The 17,993-nt window shown below is 69.7% G+C and carries 16 protein-coding genes; 11 read left to right on the forward strand and 5 right to left on the reverse strand.

From position 1 onward, the window contains the following. Nucleotides 1-25 precede the first annotated feature (25 nt). The 3 genes from TSO352_RS21970 (at nucleotide 26) to TSO352_RS21980 (ending at nucleotide 3,506) form a co-directional block, all read left to right on the forward strand. Nucleotides 26-706 (forward strand): response regulator transcription factor, encoded by a 681-nt coding sequence (locus TSO352_RS21970; protein WP_109109343.1) that lies wholly within the window; start codon nucleotides 26-28, stop codon nucleotides 704-706. Nucleotides 707-730: 24 nt separating this feature from the next. Then, nucleotides 731-2,161: a HAMP domain-containing sensor histidine kinase gene (locus tag TSO352_RS21975; protein ID WP_109109344.1), complete on the forward strand. Its 1,431-nt coding sequence runs from the start codon at nucleotides 731-733 to the stop codon at nucleotides 2,159-2,161. A gap of 241 nt (nucleotides 2,162-2,402) precedes the next feature. Continuing rightward, on the forward strand, nucleotides 2,403-3,506 hold the full coding sequence (locus TSO352_RS21980) for an AI-2E family transporter (protein ID WP_109109345.1): 1,104 nt from the start codon (nucleotides 2,403-2,405) through the stop codon (nucleotides 3,504-3,506). A 4-nt stretch (nucleotides 3,507-3,510) separates the two neighbouring features. Here the strand turns inward: TSO352_RS21980 and TSO352_RS21985 are convergent, their stop codons facing one another. The 3 genes from TSO352_RS21985 to TSO352_RS21995 all read right to left on the reverse strand — a co-directional run bounded on the left by TSO352_RS21985 (nucleotide 3,511) and on the right by TSO352_RS21995 (nucleotide 7,575). Beyond that, entirely contained in the window at nucleotides 3,511-5,061 is a 1,551-nt protein-coding gene (locus TSO352_RS21985) for an MDR family MFS transporter (protein WP_109109346.1), read from the reverse strand. A gap of 147 nt (nucleotides 5,062-5,208) precedes the next feature. Continuing rightward, the gene (sppA, locus tag TSO352_RS21990; protein WP_109109347.1) at nucleotides 5,209-6,957 is read right to left on the reverse strand and encodes a signal peptide peptidase SppA; all 1,749 of its coding nucleotides are present in this window, start codon (nucleotides 6,955-6,957) and stop codon (nucleotides 5,209-5,211) included. Nucleotides 6,958-7,002: 45 nt separating this feature from the next. Then, on the reverse strand, nucleotides 7,003-7,575 hold the full coding sequence (locus TSO352_RS21995) for a peroxidase-related enzyme (RefSeq protein ID WP_109109348.1): 573 nt from the start codon (nucleotides 7,573-7,575) through the stop codon (nucleotides 7,003-7,005). Between the two features lie 141 nt (nucleotides 7,576-7,716). Here TSO352_RS21995 and TSO352_RS22000 point away from each other — a divergent pair, with 141 nt between their 5' ends. The 3 genes from TSO352_RS22000 to TSO352_RS22010 all read left to right on the forward strand — a co-directional run bounded on the left by TSO352_RS22000 (nucleotide 7,717) and on the right by TSO352_RS22010 (nucleotide 9,534). Beyond that, nucleotides 7,717-8,787, forward strand: a complete 1,071-nt coding sequence (locus TSO352_RS22000; protein WP_109110793.1) for a response regulator — start codon at nucleotides 7,717-7,719, stop codon at nucleotides 8,785-8,787. Nucleotides 8,788-8,859: 72 nt separating this feature from the next. Then, the gene (locus tag TSO352_RS22005) at nucleotides 8,860-9,114 is read left to right on the forward strand and encodes a type II toxin-antitoxin system Phd/YefM family antitoxin (protein ID WP_158284617.1); all 255 of its coding nucleotides are present in this window, start codon (nucleotides 8,860-8,862) and stop codon (nucleotides 9,112-9,114) included. After that, nucleotides 9,115-9,534, forward strand: coding sequence for a hypothetical protein (locus TSO352_RS22010; RefSeq protein ID WP_109109350.1), 420 nt, complete (start codon nucleotides 9,115-9,117; stop codon nucleotides 9,532-9,534). A 39-nt stretch (nucleotides 9,535-9,573) separates the two neighbouring features. On the opposite strand, the gene TSO352_RS22015 is transcribed toward TSO352_RS22010, so the two are convergent. After that, nucleotides 9,574-11,646, reverse strand: a complete 2,073-nt coding sequence (locus tag TSO352_RS22015) for a nitrate- and nitrite sensing domain-containing protein (RefSeq protein ID WP_109109351.1) — start codon at nucleotides 11,644-11,646, stop codon at nucleotides 9,574-9,576. Between the two features lie 347 nt (nucleotides 11,647-11,993). On the opposite strand from TSO352_RS22015, the gene TSO352_RS22020 reads away from it, so the two are divergent. The 5 genes from TSO352_RS22020 to TSO352_RS22040 all read left to right on the forward strand — a co-directional run bounded on the left by TSO352_RS22020 (nucleotide 11,994) and on the right by TSO352_RS22040 (nucleotide 17,597). Further along, complete coding sequence (locus TSO352_RS22020; RefSeq protein ID WP_109109352.1) at nucleotides 11,994-13,268, forward strand: LL-diaminopimelate aminotransferase; 1,275 nt, start codon at nucleotides 11,994-11,996, stop codon at nucleotides 13,266-13,268. Then, complete coding sequence (locus TSO352_RS22025; RefSeq protein WP_109109353.1) at nucleotides 13,268-14,572, forward strand: homoserine dehydrogenase; 1,305 nt, start codon at nucleotides 13,268-13,270, stop codon at nucleotides 14,570-14,572. Before TSO352_RS22020 ends, TSO352_RS22025 begins: the two co-directional genes overlap by 1 nt. A 68-nt stretch (nucleotides 14,573-14,640) precedes the next feature. Beyond that, nucleotides 14,641-15,642, forward strand: a complete 1,002-nt coding sequence (gene glpX, locus TSO352_RS22030) for a class II fructose-bisphosphatase (RefSeq protein ID WP_247872304.1) — start codon at nucleotides 14,641-14,643, stop codon at nucleotides 15,640-15,642. Between the two features lie 257 nt (nucleotides 15,643-15,899). After that, nucleotides 15,900-16,121, forward strand: coding sequence for a DUF1127 domain-containing protein (locus TSO352_RS33305; RefSeq protein WP_158284618.1), 222 nt, complete (start codon nucleotides 15,900-15,902; stop codon nucleotides 16,119-16,121). Between the two features lie 276 nt (nucleotides 16,122-16,397). Next, nucleotides 16,398-17,597 (forward strand): hybrid sensor histidine kinase/response regulator, encoded by a 1,200-nt coding sequence (locus TSO352_RS22040; protein ID WP_109109356.1) that lies wholly within the window; start codon nucleotides 16,398-16,400, stop codon nucleotides 17,595-17,597. 18 nt (nucleotides 17,598-17,615) lie between these two features. Here TSO352_RS22040 and TSO352_RS22045 read toward each other — a convergent pair whose 3' ends face one another. Then, nucleotides 17,616-17,930 carry a hypothetical protein gene (locus TSO352_RS22045; protein WP_109109357.1) on the reverse strand — a complete coding sequence of 105 codons (315 nt, stop codon included), beginning with the start codon at nucleotides 17,928-17,930 and terminating at the stop codon, nucleotides 17,616-17,618. Nucleotides 17,931-17,993: the final 63 nt, after the last annotated feature.

The following is a 17,993-nucleotide window of genomic DNA, read 5'->3' on the forward strand; positions in this document are numbered from 1 at the left end:
GTTTGGGGAGGCTACACTCGTGCTCATGAAAGTTCTCGTCATCGAAGATGATCGCCAGGCCGCCAGCTACCTCGCCAAGGGGCTGAAGGAGGCGGGGCATGTGACCGACGTCGCCAACGACGGGAAGGAGGGCCTGTATCTGGCCGGCGCGGAGCATTACGACGTCATGGTCGTCGACCGCATGCTGCCGGGCCGCGACGGGCTGTCGCTGGTCCAGGTGCTGCGGGCGGCCGGCAACGACACGCCGGTGCTGTTCCTGTCGGCGCTGGGCAGCGTCGACGACCGGGTGAAGGGGCTGAAGGCCGGCGGTGACGATTACCTGACCAAGCCCTTCGCCTTTTCCGAACTGCTGGCGCGGATCGAGGTGCTGGTGCGCCGCCGCGGCGCCGCCCAGCCGCAGACCCGGCTGGCGGTCGGCGACCTGGAGCTGGACTTGCTGTCGCGCTCGGTCAAGCGGGCCGGCAAGGCGATCGACCTGCTGCCGCGCGAATTCTCGCTGCTGGAATATCTGATGCGCAACGCCGGCAGCGTGGTGACCCGCACCATGATGCTGGAGAATGTCTGGGACTATCACTTCGACCCCCAGACCAACGTCATCGACGTCCACATCGCCCGGCTGCGCCAGAAGATCGACAAGGATTTCCCCACCCCGCTGATCCACACCGTGCGCGGCGCCGGCTATAGCCTGCGCGCGGCGGAGGGGTGACGGCGCATCGATGAAGCAGGGCCTATGAAGCGGAACGGCGCGGCCGGCGGCTGGCAGGCGTTCGGCGCTGCCGGGCTGCGGTTGGTGCGCACCACCGCCTTCCGGCTGGCGCTGCTGTATCTGGCGATGTTCGTGCTGTCGGTCGGGGTGATCCTGGGCGTGGTCTACCGCACCACCGCCGGCTTTCTGGAGCAGGAGATCGGCGAAACCATCGCGCTGGAGGTGTCCGGCCTGCAGGACCACTACCGCACCTACGGCTTGACCGGGCTGGTCGACGTGGTGCGGGCGCGCAGCGCGGTCCCCAACAACAACTCGATCTATCTGCTGACCACCCCGGCTGGCGTCATCCTGGCCGGCAACCTGTCGGGCTGGCCCGACGCGGTGCCCAGCGCCAGCGGCTGGACCCATTTCAAGGTCGCCGACTATGGCGGGGTGACCGACCGTCCCTCCACCGCGCAGGCCGCAACCTTCACCCTGCCGGGGCAGTTCCGCCTGCTGGTCGGCCGCGACATGAGCGAGATCGACCAGCTGCGCAGCCGCATGTTCCACTCGCTGCGCTGGGTCCTGGGCTCCACCGCGCTGCTCGGCCTGGGCGGCGGGCTGCTGATGAGCCGGGGCGCCATGCGGCGGATCGAGGCGATCAACCGCACCACCCGGCAGATCATGGCTGGCGACCTCAGCGACCGGGTGCCGCGCTTCGGCGGCGGCGACGAGATGGACCGGCTTGCCGCCAACCTGAACGCCATGCTCGACCGCATCGAACGGCTGATGACCGGCATGCGGCAGGTCACCGACAGCGTCGCCCACGACCTGCGCACGCCGCTGACCCGCCTGCGCTCGCGCATCGAGCTGGCGCTGATCCATGAGACCGAGGACCCGGAGGTCTACCGCGGCGTCCTGCAGGACACCATCGCCGAGGCCGACCGGCTGCTCGCCACCTTCACCGCGCTGCTGTCGATCGCCGAGGCGGAATCGGGGGCCAAGCGGCAGGACTTCGTGCCGGTCGATCTGGCGGAGGTGGTCGGCCTCGCCGCCGACCTCTACGAACCGGTGGCGGAGGAGCGCGGGCAGCGCCTGACGGTGGACATCCGGGCGCGGCCGACCGTGCACGGCAACGGCCAACTGCTGGCGCAGGCGGTGTCCAACCTGCTGGACAACGCGATCAAATACACGCCGGAGGGCGGCACCATCGCCCTGGTGCTGGACGGGCCCGGTCCCGGACGCGCCGCCTGCATCGACGTCGCCGACAGCGGCCCCGGCATCCCGCCGGACATGCGCGACAAGGTGCTGCAACGCTTCGTCCGGCTCGACACCGCCCGCGCTTCGCCCGGCAACGGGCTGGGGCTGAGCCTGGTCGACGCGGTGGCGACGCTGCACGGTGCCCGGCTGGAGCTGGGCGACAACCAGCCCGGCCTGCGCATCAGCCTGGTCTTTCCGCCGGAAGCCCGCCGGTAACGGCAGCGCTCAAGTTCGTACACAAAAGAAAGCCCGCCGGGGGGGCGGGCTTCATAGGTGACATCAGCGAGAATGACTCCTTGGCGTCACTGCTGATATGGCGCTGGACGGCGGCGCTTCCATACTCATCTTCGGACTACCGCCGACGGCCTAACCGTTCTCCCTTTTGCAACCCCGGTCGGGCCGATGCGTTCTTCCCCATGACTGCCGATCCGCAGCGGAACAGGGGGAGAATCGACGCATGGCGACATCCGGCCAGCCTACAGCCAGCCGCCCGGCACCCGACCAGCCGCCACACATCAAGGCCGATGTGACGCCCGGCGCGGCGCGGGAGCGGGTGCAGCGCGGTGAACTGGCGGTCTTCACCTGGAAGGTGCTGATCGTCGCCGGCGTGGCGGCGCTGAGCCTGTTCCTGTGGAGCATCGCCGGCACGCTGCTGCTGATCTTCACCGGCGTGCTGTTCGCCATCCTGCTGCAACGGCTGACCGGCTATGTCCGCCGCGCCACCGGGCTCGGCCATGGCTGGGCGCTGGCGATCGTGCTGGTGGTGCTGGTGCTGCTGGTCGGCGGCGGTGCCTGGCTGATGGGAACGTCGATGGCGGCCCAGGTCGACCAGTTGCAGCAGCAGATCATCAAGTCCATCGGGTTGCTGCCGGACAGCTGGCGCCAGCGCCTGGCCGACCAGGGGAAGGAATGGCCGTGGATGTCGCACCTCGGGTCGTTCGCGTCGGGGGTTGCCTATGTCGTCGGTGACGCGGTGGTGGTGCTGTTCGCGGCGCTGTATCTGGCGGCCTCGCCCGGGGTCTACCGGCGTGGCGTGGTGCTGCTGGTGCCGCCGGCCGGCCACGACCGCGCCCGCGAGGTGATGGAGGTCGCCGGCGACAGCCTGTGGAAATGGCTGATCGGCCAGCTGGTGGCGATGGCCGCGGTCGGCACGATGATCACGGTCGGGCTGTGGCTGCTCGGCATCCCGTCGGCGCCGGCGCTGGGCATGGTCGCCGGACTGCTGGAGTTCATCCCGCTGGTCGGCCCCTTCCTGGCGGCGGTGCCGGCGGTGCTGATCGGCTTCGCCCAGTCGCCGAACGACGCGCTGTGGGTCGCCGGCCTCTTCCTCGTCATCCAGCAGGTGGAGGGCAACCTGATCACGCCGCTGCTGCAGAAGCGGGTGGTCGACCTGCCGCCAGTCGTCACCATCGGCGCCATCGCCGCCGGCGGCGTGCTGTTCGGCATCATGGGCATGTTCCTGGCGACGCCGATCGCCGTCGTCGTGCTGGTGCTGGTCAACCTGCTCTACATCGAGGACAAGCTGGGCCAGCGCCGCCACTTTCCCGATCCTGAATCGTGACGGTTTACGCCTCGGTCGCCGGGGCCGATTCGGCCTCGGTCTTCGCTGTGCGGGCGGAGCGCAGCGGCAGTTCCTTCAGGAACAGGGTCATGGCGAAGGACACCACCGCCAGCGCCGCCGCCATCAGGAACAGGGTGGCGAAGCCGTGCTCCAGCGTCGCCAGCACGCCGGCGCGGGCGGCGGCCGGCAGGTCGCCCAGCGCGGCGGCACCATGATCGAGCACCGCGCGGCCGGACAGGCCGGCGCCCTCCAGCCGGTCCGACACCACGGCGTTGAAGACGGCGCCGAACACCGCCACGCCGACCGACCCGCCGAGCGAGCGGAAGAAGCCGACCGCCGCCGTCGCCGCGCCCAGGTCACGCTGGTTGACCGCGTTCTGCACCGCGACCGTCATCACCGGCATCACCAGCCCCAGCCCCATGCCCAGCGGCACCAGGATCAGGGTCGACCACAGCCCGTCGCCCGCCACGTTCGGCAGCGCCCCCAGCAGGGCGTACATCAGCCCCGACAGGGCGAGCCCGGCCAGCGGATAGACCTTGTAGCGCCCGGTCCGCGCGATCAGCCGGCCGCCGCCGACCGACCCGAAGGTCATGCCCAGCACCAGCGGCAGCAGCAGCAGGCCCGACGCGGTGGCGCTGGCCCCCTGCACGAGCTGGAGGTGCAGCGGCAGATAGACGATGCCGGCGAACAGCACCATCGCCGACACCGCGACCACCGGCGTGGCGACCGCCACCACCGGCAGGCGGAACAGGTGCAGCGGCAGGATCGGCTCCTCGATCCGGCGTTCGTGCCACAGGAAGATCGCCAGCATGCCGAGGCCGGCGGCCAGCAGCGTCAGCGCCACCGGGCTGGTCCAGCCCATGGCGTCGCCGCGGGTGACCACGACCAGCAGGCACGTCACCGCGCCGGTCAGCAGTGCCGCCCCCAGCACGTCGATCCGCGGCCTGGTCCGGCCGGCGGGCAGGCGCGACAGGGTGCTGCGGGTCATCGCCAGCGCGGCGGCGCCCAGCGGCAGGTTGATCAGGAAGATCCAGTGCCAGCCGATGGTTTCGGTGAAGACGCCGCCCAGCAGCGGCCCGGCGACGCTGGCCAGCGCGAAGACGCCGCCGATCATGCCCTGGTAGCGGCCGCGCTCGCGCGGCGCCACCACGTCGCCGATGATGGTGAAGGCCAGCGACATCAGCCCGCCGCCGCCCAGCCCCTGCAGCCCGCGGAACAGGATCAGCTGGGTCATGCTCTGCGCCATCGCGCACAGCAGCGATCCGGCCAGGAACAGCAGGATCGCCGTTTGCAGCACCCGCTTGCGGCCGAACAGGTCCGACAGCTTGCCGTAGATCGGCGTGGTGGTGGTGGAGGTCAGCAGATAGGCGGTGACCACCCAGGGCAGCATGTCCAGCCCGCCGAACTGGCTGGCCATCGTCGGCAGGGCGGTGGCGACGATGGTCTGGTCCATCGCCGCCATCAGCATCGCCAGGGCCACCCCGCTGAACACGCGCAGGATTTCCTGGTGGGTGAAGACCGGGGGAACGGAGGAGGAAGCGGCGGTGTCGGGCATGGTCGGGCGTCTCGGCCGTTGGGTCTTATGAACGGGGCTCCGGAAGCGGCCCCACCATAGACCTGGAACAGTTCCACGCAAGCCCGTTGCAGCCGCCCGGACGGATTGTCCCGTCCGGGCAACCGCCGTCCGCCGTCCGGCTGCCCTTTACCGTCCCAGCGTCATCACCGGCATCCGCGCCTGCACGCCCTCGCCCTGCGCCGCCAGCAGCGGGCGCAGATGGGCCAGCAGCGGCCGCAGTTCCGCCACCGCGGCCAGCGCGCCGACCAGTTCGCCCTTGCCGGACACCAGCTCGATCAACTGGTCGGTCACCGACTTGGGCGGCGGGTAGGGAGCGAGCGTCACCTCGGCGTCGGCGGCGAGGCCGGCGGCGGTGCGGGCCAGCACCAGCGCCTCGTCCTGGCCGCCGAGATCGTCGACCAGCCCCAGCTCGCGGGCCTGGGCGCCGGTCCACACCCGGCCCTTGGCGATGCCGCGCGCCTGTTCGGGCGACATCCGCCGCGCCTCCGCCACCCGTTGCAGGAAGGTGGCGTAGGTGTCGTCGATGATGGCGGTCAGCCGCTCGCGCTCGCTGTCGCCGAAGGGGTGCAGCGGCGACCACATGCCGGCGTTCCGCGCGCTCTGCACCCGGTCCCAATGGACGCCCAGCCGGTCGGACAGGCCGTTGATCCCGAACTTGCCGGCGACGACGCCGATCGACCCGGTGATGGTGGCGGGGGAGGCGACGATGCGGTCGGCCGCCAGCGCGATCCAGTAGCCGCCCGACGCCGCCGCGTCGCCCATGCTGACGATCACCGGCTTGCCGCGCTGGCGCGCCTTGATCAGCGCCCGCCGGATCGCCTCCGACGCGGAGACGGAGCCGCCGCCACTGTCGATGCGGAACAGGATGGCGCGCACGTCGGGGTCGTCCGCCGCCTCGTCAATCGCCTCGACGATGGTTTCCGACCCGGCGGCGACCTCGCCCAGCGCCGGCTTCTCGCTCTTGCCGCTGGTGATGGTGCCGACGGCGTGGATCAGGGCGATGGTCGGGCCCTGTTCGTTCGGACCGCCGGCCGCCGCGAGATAGTCGGCGGCCTCCAGCGGTTCGGCGCCGGCGCCGGCACGCTTCAGCGCGGCGTCGCGCGCCTCGTCGGCGTAGCCGACATGGTCGATCAGCTTCTGCTCCAGCGCCTCGCGGTCGAGCAGCGGCGCCTTGTCCATCGCCGCGCGCACCGCGGCGGGGGCCAGACGCCGGCTCTTGGCGACGCCATCGACCAGCTGGTTGGTCAGGTCGCCGACCAGCGCCTCGGTCATCTCGCGGTTGGCCGGGGTCATCGCCGACTTGGTGAAGGTTTCGGCGAAGCTCTTGTACTCCTCGCGCTGCATGAACTGCGGCTGGACGCTCAGCAGGTCGAGCGCGTCGCGGGCGGAGGGAATCTCGGCCGACAGGCCGGTGATGCCCAGCGTGCCCAGCGGCTGGAGCCAGACGTCGTCGAAGGCGCTGGCCAGCAGATAGGCGCGGTTGCCCGGCCCGGCCCCGCCGTAATTCTCGGCGAAGGCCACGGCGAAGCGGCCCGACGCGCGGAACCGCTCGATCGCCGTGCGCAGTTCCTGCGTCTGGGCGAAGCCGATGCTGTCGTCGCCGAAGCGGGCCAGCACACCCTTCACCCGCGGGTCACGCCGGCCGCGGTCGAGAGCGTCCAGCACCTCGCGCAGGCTGGCCTGATGGTCGAACAGCCCGCTGAGCCGGCCGCTGTCGCTTTCCACCAGCGACTGCGTCAGGTCGAGGTCGAGCACCACCGCGTCGGGCAGCGCCGGCTGATGGCGGACGGCCAGCACCACCACCGCCACCGCGGCGGCCACCAGCAGGAAGCCGATGGTGGCGAACAGGCGGACGAAGAATCGGAAAATCCCCATAGCTCCAACCCTTTGTGGATCCGGTGGCGATGCCGTCGCGGCCCGTCAGCGGTCCAGCTTGTGGTACTCGCGGTTCGGGATCATGTCCACCGCGGTCGCCAGACGGTTGGACATGTTGTAGAAGCCGACGGTGTCGGCGATGTCGAAGATCTCCTCCGGCCCGAATCCGGCGGCGCGCAGCGCCTCGCGGTCGGCCTCGCCCACCGACATCGGGTCCTTGGTCAGTTTCCAGGCGAAGTCGAGCATGGCGCGCTGCCGCGGCTCCAGCGGGGCGACGCGGTAATTGGCCACCAGCATCTCGCCCAGCTCGGGGTCGCCCGACAGCTTGCGCACCGCCTGGCCATGGGCGACGAGGCAGTAGTAGCAATGGTTCGCCGACGACACGACCACCGCGATCATCTCGCGCTCCAGCTTGCTGAGGCCGCTCTCGCCCAGCATCAGCTCGTTGTAGAGCAGGGCGAAGTTGCGCAGCTTCTTCGGGCGCAGGCTGTAGGCCTGGAGCACGTTGGGGACGAAGCCCAGCTTTTCCGTGCATTTGTCGAACAGCGCCGCCATGTCCGGCTCCAGGGCCGCGGCGTCGGGAATCGGCAGGGCCATGACGTGATCGGGTTGCGGCATGGGACGTTTCCTCATCTCAGGTGATTTGGTGCGGCGTTTTGGAGGCCGAGCCTACCCCTTGTCGCGGGCGCTTGTCTCTCGCCAAGCGGGCGCGGCTGTGCCAGAAGGGTGCTCCATGAATGCAGGGATATGGCGCTGGCAATGACCCAGCCGAAGCTCGACCTGCTGTCGGTCCTGGTGGTGGAGGACAGCGGCTTCATCCGCTCGGTCCTGACGGCGACGCTGCGCGCCATCGGCATCGGCCACGCCCATGCGGTGGCGAGCGGCGCCGATGCGATCCGCTGGCTGGAGGAGCGCCGCGCGGCGCTGCCGCCGGGCGCGGCGCCGGTCGACCTGATCCTGTCCGACCTGGTGATGCCCGAGGTCAACGGGCTGATGCTGCTGCGCTGGATCCGCTACAGTCCCAAGAGCCCCGACAAGTTCCTGCCGGTGCTGATGCTGTCGGGCGCGGCCGACCGCCAGTATGTCGAGCAGGCGCGCGACCTTGGCGCCACCGACTTCATCGCCAAGCCGTTCTCCGCCCACACCATCGCCAGCCGGCTGCTGTTCGCCATTGCCCGGCCGCGCCGTTTCGTGCTGGCCAAGGGCTATTTCGGCCCCGACCGCCGCCGCGCCGACAAGCCGGTCGCCATGGATTGCCGGACGACGATGCCGTCGGAAATCCTGGTGGTGCACAGCGCGTCGAAGGCGCGGGGGATCGACCGTTTCCCGGTGATCTATTTCGACCTGCCCAACCGGCTGGGCGCCAAGGCCGGGCTGACCCCGCGCGAGCCGGTGCCGACCCTGCCGCCCGAGGTGCTGGCCGCCGCCGAGGAGGAGATCATGAACCGCGCCGGCGACTATGCCGTGTGGATCGGCGCGGAGGTGGACGAGATGGGCCGCCGCGTCGACCGCCTGCCCCGCGACCCCGAGGCGGTTCCCGGCCTGCTGGCCCACATCAACCGCTCCGCCCACGAGATGCGCGGGCAGGGCGGCATCTTCGGCTATCCCCTGATCACCCTGATCGCCAAGTCGCTGTACGAGGCGACGCGGGGCGGGCAGACGGTGACCGCCAACGAGCACCTGCTGTTCAAGGCGCATGTCGACGCCATCCGCGCCGTGATGTCCGGCCGCGTCAGCGGCGACGGCGGCGCCACCGGCAAGCAACTGCTGGCCTCGCTGGACGTGGCGAAGCGGAAATACGCCAAGGCGGCGGAGGCGGGCGGGGGGTGAGGAGCGTGGCCGCCGCTTGAACCGGCAAGTCCGTCCGCATATGCATAATTTATGTATTTTGGAGGGCGGACCATGCAGCGATTCACCGCGCTGGATCTCCAGCGCAAGCTCGGACCGGTGCAGGAGGCGGCGTTGCGGGAACCGGTGGCGATCACCCACCATGGCCGCGACCGCCTGGTCATGATGGCGGCCGACGAATACGCCCGGCTGAAGCGCCGCGACAAGATGGTCGTCGCGGCCGAGGATATTCCCGACGACTTCCTGTCCGCTCTTGAAGCCCCTTACACAGACGCCGAGCAGTCCGCGCTTGATGGGGAGATCACCTGATTGCGGATCCCCGATCCGAAGCCCGGCCTGGTGTTTCGGTATGCCTACACGTGGAAGGACCAGCCGAGCGGCACGGGGAAGGACCGGCCGCCCTGTCTGGTGGTCGCCATCCGAGGAGACGGCCGGGAAACCCGGGTCGTCATCGTGCCGATCACCCATTCGCCACCCGCCGCGGATGTGGCGGCAATCGAAATCCCGCCCGCCGTCAAGGACAGGCTCGGCCTCGACGGCGACCGCTCCTGGATCATCCTGACCGAAGCCAACATCGACGTCTGGCCGTCACCCGACCTGCGACCAATTCCCGGCAAGCCGGACCACGTCGCCTATGGTCTGCTTCCCTTGGCGCTGACCAACCGCATCCGCGAACAGATCGCCCGCGCAATGCGCGAGAAGCGGCTCCGAACGTTGCGGCGCGAATGACAAGCGGACCGGAGTTGCTCCCGGCCGCCGCCGTCCACCTCACGCCGCGCGGATTTGGGTGATGAACGTCGTCACGTCGGTCCGCAGCGCGTCGGCGTTGCTCTTCAGCGCTTCGGCCATCGACAGCACGTCGCGGGCCATCTCGCCGGCCTGACCGGCTTGGGCGCCGACCACGGCGGCGCTGTGGGAGACCTCGTTGGTGCCGTCGGCGGCTTGGCGGACGTTGCGGCCGATCTCGGCGGTGGCGGCGTTCTGCTCCTCGACCGCGGCGGCGACGGCGGAGATGTTTTCCTCGATGCGGGTGACGATCGTGCCGATGTTGCTGATCGACGCCACGGTGTGGGTGGTGGCGCTCTGGATCTCGGCGACCTTGGCGGTGATGTCCTCCGTCGCCCGGGCGGTCTGGGCGGCCAGCGCCTTCACCTCGCCGGCGACGACGGCGAAGCCCTTGCCGGCTTCACCGGCCCGCGCCGCCTCGATGGTGGCGTTCAGCGCCAGCAGGTTGGTCTGCTGGGCGATGCTCTGGATCAGGCCGACGATGTCGTCGACCTGCCGCGCGGCCTCGTTCAGGTCGCCGATGATGGCGGCGGCCTTGCCGACGTCGGCGACGGCCTGTTCGGCCATGGCGGTCGACCCGGCCATCTGGCGACCGATCTCGGCGATGGAGGCGGCCAGTTCCTCCGACGCGGCGGCGACCGCCTGCACGTTGTCCGACGCGCTCTCCGACGCGCGGGCGACCGACAGGACGTGCTGTTCGGTGTCGGACGCGATGCCGCTCATCCGGCCGGCGTTGCCGCGCAGCCCGTTGGCGGAGCCGGCGAGCCGGTCGACCACGCCCTCCACATGGGCATCGAAGTCCCGGACCAGCCGCTCGACCCGTTCGGCGTGGCGGAGCCGTTCCTCCTGGTTGCGGGTCTGCTCGGCGGCCAACTGGTCGGCGCGGGCGAGGCTGCGGCGGAACTGGTCCAGGCTGCGGGCCATGGCGCCCAACTCGTCCGCGCGCTCCGCCCCGACGATGATCAGGTCGCGCTCGCCATTCTCCAGCCGGGCCATGTCGGCGTTCAGCCGGGCGATCGGGCGGGTGATGTTGCGGGCGACGACGACGGCGGTCAGCGTCATCGCCGTGACCAGCAGCAGCACGCCGGCCAGGACCGCGGTCAGGTGGGTCATCGCCTCCCGCGCGTCGTGGCGGGCCAGGGCGATCAGGTCGTCGGCGACCCGGGTTTCGACGGTGCGCAGCATGTCGATGGTCGCGGTGATGGTGTCGAACCAGACGCCGGCGTCCACCCCCTGGTTGCCGGCGCCATAGGCGGAGGCGACGCCGATCCGCCGCATCCGCTCGACCTCCTCCACCGCCTTGCCGGCGACGGTCTGGTCGTAGAACCGGGCCTGCTCCGGCGTCAGCTTCGCCTTCAGGCCGTTCATCATCGCCTTGTATTCGCCGTTCAGCTCGATGAAGCGCTCGTGGGCGTCGTTGGGGAAGCGGTCCTTGCGGAAGGCGCCGCCGCCGACGGCGCGCTGCTGTCCCAGCCGTTCCTTGGCCTCCGACAGCGCGACCAGGGCGTCGGCGGCGCGGAACTGGTCGGGGTCGGCCGACGCCATCCGCGCCTGCGACGCGGCGTCGAGCAGCGTGGCGATCAGCGCGGTGTAGTTCTTCACCACCTCCATCGACGACTGGCTCATGCCGTTCACGCCCGCGCGCATCGCGGACAGCTGTGACAACGTGGTGCGGGCGCCCACCATGCTGTCGCGCAGATGGGTGTCGCTGAAGCGGGCCTCGTCGAACTGGGGCGTCAGCTCGGCCAGCCTCTGGTCGGTCAGCGTGCGCACCGCCTCCATGCGTCCGCGGTCCTGCTCCAGCTTGCCGCCGAGGAAGATCGAGGAGGAGCCGCGCTCCTTCTGGAGTTCATGGACGAGGGCGGTCATCCCGACCGACAGGCGGGTGACGGATTCCAGATCCTTGGCCCGGCGGCTGACCTCGTACTGATCCCACACCAGCAGCGCGGAGAGGACCACGACCCCGGCCATCGGCACGGACAGCGCCAGCGCCAGCTTCCGGGTGAAGCGCATGTTGCCGAGAAAGCCGTCGGCGGCCTTCAGAAGCGAAACCATCTCACACATCTCCAGCGTATCGAGCCGTCGGTCCGGACCGTTGGTGATGACGGAGCGACCGCAGCGGCAATGGTATCGGTGCAGAAGGGTTAAGACACAGTTAGGTTTAACCACGATAGGAGTTGGCGCACCCTTAGGGTGAAAAACCCGGACGCCGTCCCACCGTGAACCCACCCGTCGCCCCGGAATCCGGCCGGCTTTGGCGACGCTGCGGCCAAACCGCCACGGTTGCGGCGTGCCGGTGAAATTTGCCTCGCTTCCGTCGCGTCGCGGCGGTAGAACGTCAATCCCGGTCCGCAGGTCTCTTGGGTTCGTGGCGTGGCCGGTAGCGGTCTTCCGGAGCGTCCATGTCCAACACCGAATTCCATCGCATCAAGCGCCTGCCGCCCTACGTCTTCGCCGAAGTGAACGCGATGAAGGCGCGAGCCCGAGCTAACGGCGCCGACATCATCGACCTCGGCATGGGCAATCCCGACCAGGCGACCCCGCAGCACATCGTCGACAAGCTGGTCGAGGCCGTGCGCGATCCGAAGACGCACCGCTACTCGAACTCCCGCGGCATCCCCGGCCTGCGCAAGGCGCATGCGGCCTATTACAAGCGCCGCTTCAACGTCGACATCGACCCCGAGACCGAGTGCATCGTCACCATCGGGTCGAAGGAGGGGCTGGCCAACCTCGCCCAGGCGATCACCAGCCCGGGCGACATCATCCTGGTGCCGAACCCCAGCTACCCGATCCATCCGTTCGGCTTCATCCTGGCCGGCGCCTCGGTGCGCCACCTGCCGGTCGGCATGGAGAACGGGGCGTCGACCGACATCGACAGCTTCATGATCATGCTGGAGCGCGCGGTGCGCCACAGCGTGCCGAAGCCGCTGGCGCTGGTGCTGAACTACCCGTCGAACCCGACGGCCGAGGTGGTCGGGCTGGATTTCTACCGCCCGATCGTCGAGTTCTGCCGCAAGCACGGCATCTACATCCTGTCGGATCTGGCCTACGCCGAGATCTTCTTCGACGGCAACCCGCCGCCGTCGATCCTGGAGATCCCGGAAGCGCGCGAGATCGCGGTGGAATTCACCTCGATGTCGAAGACCTATTCGATGGCCGGCTGGCGCATCGGCTTCGCCAGCGGCAACAAGACGCTGATCACCGCGCTGGCCCGCATCAAGTCGTACCTGGACTACGGCGCCTTCACCCCGATCCAGGTCGCCGCCGCCGCCGCGCTGAACGGCCCGCAGGATTGCGTGCAGCAGGTCCGCGACATGTACCGGCAGCGCCGCGACGTGATGATCGAGGGACTGGCCGCCGCCGGGTGGGAGGTTCCGTCGCCCGCCGCGTCGATGTTCGCCTGGGCGCCGATCCCGCCGCAGTTCGCCCATCTCGGCTCGCTGGAATTCTCCAAGCTGCTGCTCCAGCAGGCGGAGGTCGCGGTGGCGCCGGGCATCGGCTTCGGCGAGTACGGCGACGGCCACGTCCGTCTGGCGATGGTGGAGAACATCCACCGCATCCGTCAGGCGACCCGCAACATCAAGGAGTTCTTCCGCTCCAACGCCGCCGGTGCGGCGGCGAGCCAGGACCCCGACGCCCGCGCCGCCCTTCTGGACTCCGAGAAAGCGAAAGCCTGATGCCGAACGCCCAGCACGCCCCCCTCAAAATCGCCGTCGCCGGCCTCGGTACGGTCGGCGCCGGCGTCCTGAAGCTGCTGGAGACGCAAGGTCCGCTGATCGAACAGCGTTGCGGCCGCCGGATCGAGGTGGTGGCCGTTAGCGCCCGCTCCAAGGGGAAGGACCGCGGTGTCGACCTGTCCCGCGTGCAGTGGTTCGACGATCCGGTGGCGATGGCCGCCGGATCCGACGCCGACCTGATCGTCGAGCTGATCGGCGGTTCGGAAGGGCCGGCGCGCGACACCGTCGCCACCGCGCTGGAAACCGGCAAGCATGTCGTCACCGCCAACAAGGCGCTGCTGGCCGTCCACGGCACCGACATCGCCCGCAAGGCCGAAGCGCGCGGCCTGACCGTCGCGTTCGAGGCGGCGGTGGCCGGCGGCATCCCGATCATCAAGGGGCTGCGCGAAGGGCTGGCGGCCAACCGGGTGTCGGAGATCCACGGCATCCTGAACGGCACCTGCAACTACATCCTGACCGAGATGCGCACCACCGGCCGCGATTTCGCGGACGTGCTGGCCGACGCGCAGGCGCTGGGCTACGCCGAGGCCGATCCCAGCTTCGACATCGACGGGGTGGACGCGGCGCACAAGCTGGCGATCCTCGCTTCGGTGGCCTTCGGGACGCCGGTCGATTTCGCCGCGATCCACATCGAGGGCATCCGGCAGGTCGCCGCCGTCGATTTCGACTACGCCGACCAGCTGGGCTTCCGCATCAAGCTGCTGGGCATCGCCCGGCGCACCGACGCCGGGGTCGAGCAGCGCGTGCACCCCTGCATGGTGCCGAAGACCGCGCCGATCGCTTCGGTCGACGGGGTGTTCAACGCCGTGGTGGCGCAGGCCGACTTCGCCGACCGCGTGCTGTTCGTCGGCCGCGGCGCCGGGGCCGGGCCGACCGCCTCGGCCGTGGTCGCCGACCTGATCGACGTCGCCCGCGGTCGTTCGACCCCGACCTTCGGCGTTCCGGCCGATACCCTGGGCGCCGCCACGCCGTCGCCGATGGAATCGCGCCGGGGGTCGTACTACGTCCGCCTGATGGTCGTGGACCGCCCCGGTGTGATAGCGGATATCGCAGCGGCGATGCGCGACCAGAACGTCTCCATGGAGCAGTTCCTTCAGCGTGGCCGCTCGCCGGGCGAAGGCGTTCCGGTGGTCCTCACCACCCATGACACCGACGAGGCGGCCATGCAGCGCGCGCTTGCGACCATCGCGGCCAGCGACAACGTGCTGGAGCCGCCGCGGATGATTCGGATCGAGCAGTTCTGACCGAACCGTTTCCCACCATAACCACACGACCGCCTAATTCACGACCGAAGAGTCGGGGGGAGCATACGATGCCTACGTCGCCTACGCATGTCGATCTGTCCAACATGGACCGGAACCTCGCCCTGGAGGCCGTCCGCGTGACCGAGGCCGCCGCCCTGTCGGCCTCGCTGCTGATGGGCCGCGGCGATGAGAAGCTGGCCGACCAGGCCGCCGTCGATGCCATGCGCCAGGCGCTCAACACGCTCTACATCGACGGCACCGTCGTGATCGGCGAGGGCGAGCGCGACGAGGCGCCGATGCTGTACATCGGCGAGAAGGTCGGCGCCGGCATCGGCCAGGGCCCCAAGGTCGACATCGCGCTCGACCCGCTGGAAGGCACCACCATCTGCGCCACCGGCGGCCCGAACTCGCTGGCCGTCATCGCCATGGCGGAAGAGGGCGGCTTCCTGAACGCCCCCGACGTCTACATGGACAAGATCGCCGTCGGCGCCGGCCTGCCGGACAACATCGTCGATCTGGACGAGACGCCGGCCAACAACCTGAAGGCGCTGGCCAAGGCCAAGGGCACCGACGTCGAGGAGCTGCTGGTCTGCATCCTGAACCGTCCGCGCCACGCCGAGCTGATCGCCCGCGTCCGTGAAGCCGGCGCCCGCATCATGCTGATCAACGACGGCGACGTGTCGGGCGTGATCGCCACCAGCCAGGCCGGCACCGGCGTCGACATGTATGTCGGCTCCGGCGGTGCGCCGGAAGGCGTGCTGGCGGCCGCGGCGCTGCGCTGCATCGGCGGCCAGTTCCAGGGCCGTCTGCTGTTCCGCAACGACGACGAGAAGGCCCGCGCCGCCAAGTGGGGCGTCACCGACCTCGACAAGAAGTACAGCCTGAACGAGCTGGCCCATGGCAACGTCATGTTCGCCGCCACGGGCGTGACCGACGGCGCCATGCTGAAGGGCGTTCGCCGCTTCCCCGGCGGCGCCTACACCCACTCGGTCATCATGCGCTCCAAGTCGGGCACCGTTCGCTACATCGAGGCACACCACAACCTGTCCCGCAAGGTCAGCGTGAAGTGATCGCTCCGTAACGGACCGGTTTTGTCGCCGAAAAGGCGCGCGGGATTGCCCCGCGCGCCTTTTTTCTTGCCCGGGGTCCGGCCCGACGCCGTGGGACCGTCCACCCGGAGCGCCATCCCGCATTGATACGCCTACGAATGTTCTATCGAATTCCCGCAGGGCTGCCGCCGCCGCGCCGCAGGCGGTGGATCATTGATTTCGCGCGGGCACAATGCAAAATACGCTCATGTAATGGACGCCAAGCGCGGGAGATCATCATGGCTTATTCTTCGATCCAATCAACGTCCGGTGAACTGTTTGACGCCGGAACAAAGGAAAACACCTTCTTTCAGCGGATCGTTCATTGGTTCCGCGAGCGTGCTGATCTTCGCCAAGCCGAATATGAGCTGACCAACATGTCCGACGCCGAACTGTCCGACATCGGACTGACCCGCGGCGAGATCCACGCCGCCGTCCGCTGCGGCCGCATCGGCGACTGATGCCCGTCCATGGCAGCGCCACCGCTTTCGAACGGCGGGATGGGCGTCCACGAAAAGCCCCGGGGGTATCCGCCGGGGCTTTCGCACATGCACCCTTCCGTCATCCGCCCGGCCGATCAGCGGACCTGGATACCTGCCCATGCGGCGCATATGCATGGGAAAGGTTGCGTGCTGCAGCATAGTTATGGTTAATGCCCGTTAACATTAATCCCCGCTCTGTTTAGAAACGGAAACGGGGCGCCTTCGGGAACCCCATCCGCCGAGAGCCCTGGTCGCATGAGCATCATTCATCGCCTTCAGTCGCTGGAAGCCGAACGCGATGCCGCCCGCGAGGAGGCCGAGCGGGCCAACCTTGCGAAATCGAAGTTTCTGGCCGCCGCCAGCCATGACCTCCGCCAGCCGTTGCAGGCCCTGTTCTTCCTGTCGGCCGCACTGGCCCGCCATGTCGGCGACCACAGCGGGCGCGACCTGCTGTCCCGGCTCGACCAGGGGCTCGACACGATGAAGGGGCTGCTCGACGGGCTGCTCGACGTGTCGCGGCTCGAGGCCGGGGTGGTGACGCCGGTGCTGGATAATTTCGCCGTCAGCGAGATCACCGACGCGCTCGACGCCGCCTATGGCCCGCATGCCACCGGCAAGGGGCTGGTCTGGCGGGTGGAGGGCTGCGACCACATCGTCCGCACCGACCGCGGGCTGCTGACCCAACTGCTGCGCAACCTCCTCGACAACGCGCTGCGCTACACCGAGGCGGGGGCGATCCGCGTCCGCTGCCGGACCGAAGGCGACCGGTTGGCGATCGAGGTGCAGGACACCGGCATCGGCATTCCGCCGGAACATCTCGACCGCATCTTCGAAGAGTTCCACCAGGTCGGCAACCCGGAACGCGACCGGCTGCGCGGGCTTGGGCTCGGTCTGGCCATCGTGCGGCGCCTGTCGCAACTGCTCGACCATCCGGTGGAGGTGCGGTCGGTCCACGGCCAGGGCTCCGCCTTCCGGGTGCTGGTGCCGATCGCGCCGGCCCGGCGGGTGGCGGGGCAGGGGAACGGCGGCGAACCCCGGCCGACCATCGACCGCAGCCGCCTGGCGGTGCTGGTCGACGACGACGCCGTGGTGCTGCTGGGCTTGCAGACGGTGCTGACCGAGTGGGGGTTCCGCGTGGTCGCGGCCGACGGCGCCGACCGCGCGATGGACCGACTGAACGCGCTGGAGCGCAAGCCGGACATCGTCATCGCCGATTACCGCCTGCGGGAAAACCGGGTCGGCACCGAGGTGATCCGCCGCGTGCGCGAGCGCTACGGCGAGGTGCCGGCGCTGATCCTGACCGGGGAAACCGGGACCGACACGCTGGCCGATGTGTCCGCCCACGGCGTGCCGGTGCTGCACAAGCCGGTGACGCCGCGCCAGCTCCAGGCCGAGGTCGACCGCCTGCTGTGCATCGACCGGTCGGACGGCGTGGTGCCGCAGGCGGCGCAGTAAGGTTTCAGCTCGACCGGTTCAGATCAGGGCGCCCTGGCGGGCGTCGTCCGCCGCGTCCGCCGCCGCCATGGCGCCGGTGCCGTGCCCGTCCATGGCGGCGCGGCCGGTGTCGGTCAGCCGGCAGACCAGCCAGTCCGGCTTCAGCGGGTTGTCGAACCAGCGTTCGGCCCAGCCGGCCTTCAGGCAGGCTTCCACCGTCGGCCTCTTCACGCGCTGGCCGCGCTCGTCGAACAGCGGCAGCTTGCCGCCCGGCTGGTCCAGGCCGCGGCGCAGCCACGCCGCCTGGGCGTCGGACGGGGTGCTGCGGGACGAGGAACGGCGGGACTTGGCCATGGGGCGGCGACTCTTGCGGGTGCGGAAACAGGCTGGGATTGCCAGCCCCGGCGGGGCATGTGG

This window comes from Azospirillum sp. TSO35-2, assembly GCF_003116095.1.
GTDB lineage: Bacteria > Pseudomonadota > Alphaproteobacteria > Azospirillales > Azospirillaceae > Azospirillum.

Bases quoted from the DNA above. Each gene is read 5' to 3' on its own strand.
- TSO352_RS22015 (WP_109109351.1), bottom strand. From the start codon at position 11,646: ATGGTTTCGCTTCTGAAGGCCGCCGACGGCTTTCTCGGCAACATGCGC.
- sppA (WP_109109347.1), bottom strand. From the start codon at position 6,957: ATGGGGATTTTCCGATTCTTCGTCCGCCTGTTCGCCACCATCGGCTTC.
- TSO352_RS33305 (WP_158284618.1), top strand. From the start codon at position 15,900: ATGGCTTATTCTTCGATCCAATCAACGTCCGGTGAACTGTTTGACGCC.
- TSO352_RS21980 (WP_109109345.1), top strand. From the start codon at position 2,403: ATGGCGACATCCGGCCAGCCTACAGCCAGCCGCCCGGCACCCGACCAG.
- glpX (WP_247872304.1), top strand. From the start codon at position 14,641: ATGCCTACGTCGCCTACGCATGTCGATCTGTCCAACATGGACCGGAAC.
- TSO352_RS21985 (WP_109109346.1), bottom strand. From the start codon at position 5,061: ATGCCCGACACCGCCGCTTCCTCCTCCGTTCCCCCGGTCTTCACCCAC.
- TSO352_RS22005 (WP_158284617.1), top strand. From the start codon at position 8,860: ATGCAGCGATTCACCGCGCTGGATCTCCAGCGCAAGCTCGGACCGGTG.
- TSO352_RS21995 (WP_109109348.1), bottom strand. From the start codon at position 7,575: ATGCCGCAACCCGATCACGTCATGGCCCTGCCGATTCCCGACGCCGCG.
- TSO352_RS22045 (WP_109109357.1), bottom strand. From the start codon at position 17,930: ATGGCCAAGTCCCGCCGTTCCTCGTCCCGCAGCACCCCGTCCGACGCC.
- TSO352_RS21970 (WP_109109343.1), top strand. From the start codon at position 26: ATGAAAGTTCTCGTCATCGAAGATGATCGCCAGGCCGCCAGCTACCTC.
- TSO352_RS21975 (WP_109109344.1), top strand. From the start codon at position 731: ATGAAGCGGAACGGCGCGGCCGGCGGCTGGCAGGCGTTCGGCGCTGCC.
- TSO352_RS22025 (WP_109109353.1), top strand. From the start codon at position 13,268: ATGCCGAACGCCCAGCACGCCCCCCTCAAAATCGCCGTCGCCGGCCTC.
- TSO352_RS22020 (WP_109109352.1), top strand. From the start codon at position 11,994: ATGTCCAACACCGAATTCCATCGCATCAAGCGCCTGCCGCCCTACGTC.
- TSO352_RS22000 (WP_109110793.1), top strand. From the start codon at position 7,717: ATGACCCAGCCGAAGCTCGACCTGCTGTCGGTCCTGGTGGTGGAGGAC.
- TSO352_RS22040 (WP_109109356.1), top strand. From the start codon at position 16,398: ATGAGCATCATTCATCGCCTTCAGTCGCTGGAAGCCGAACGCGATGCC.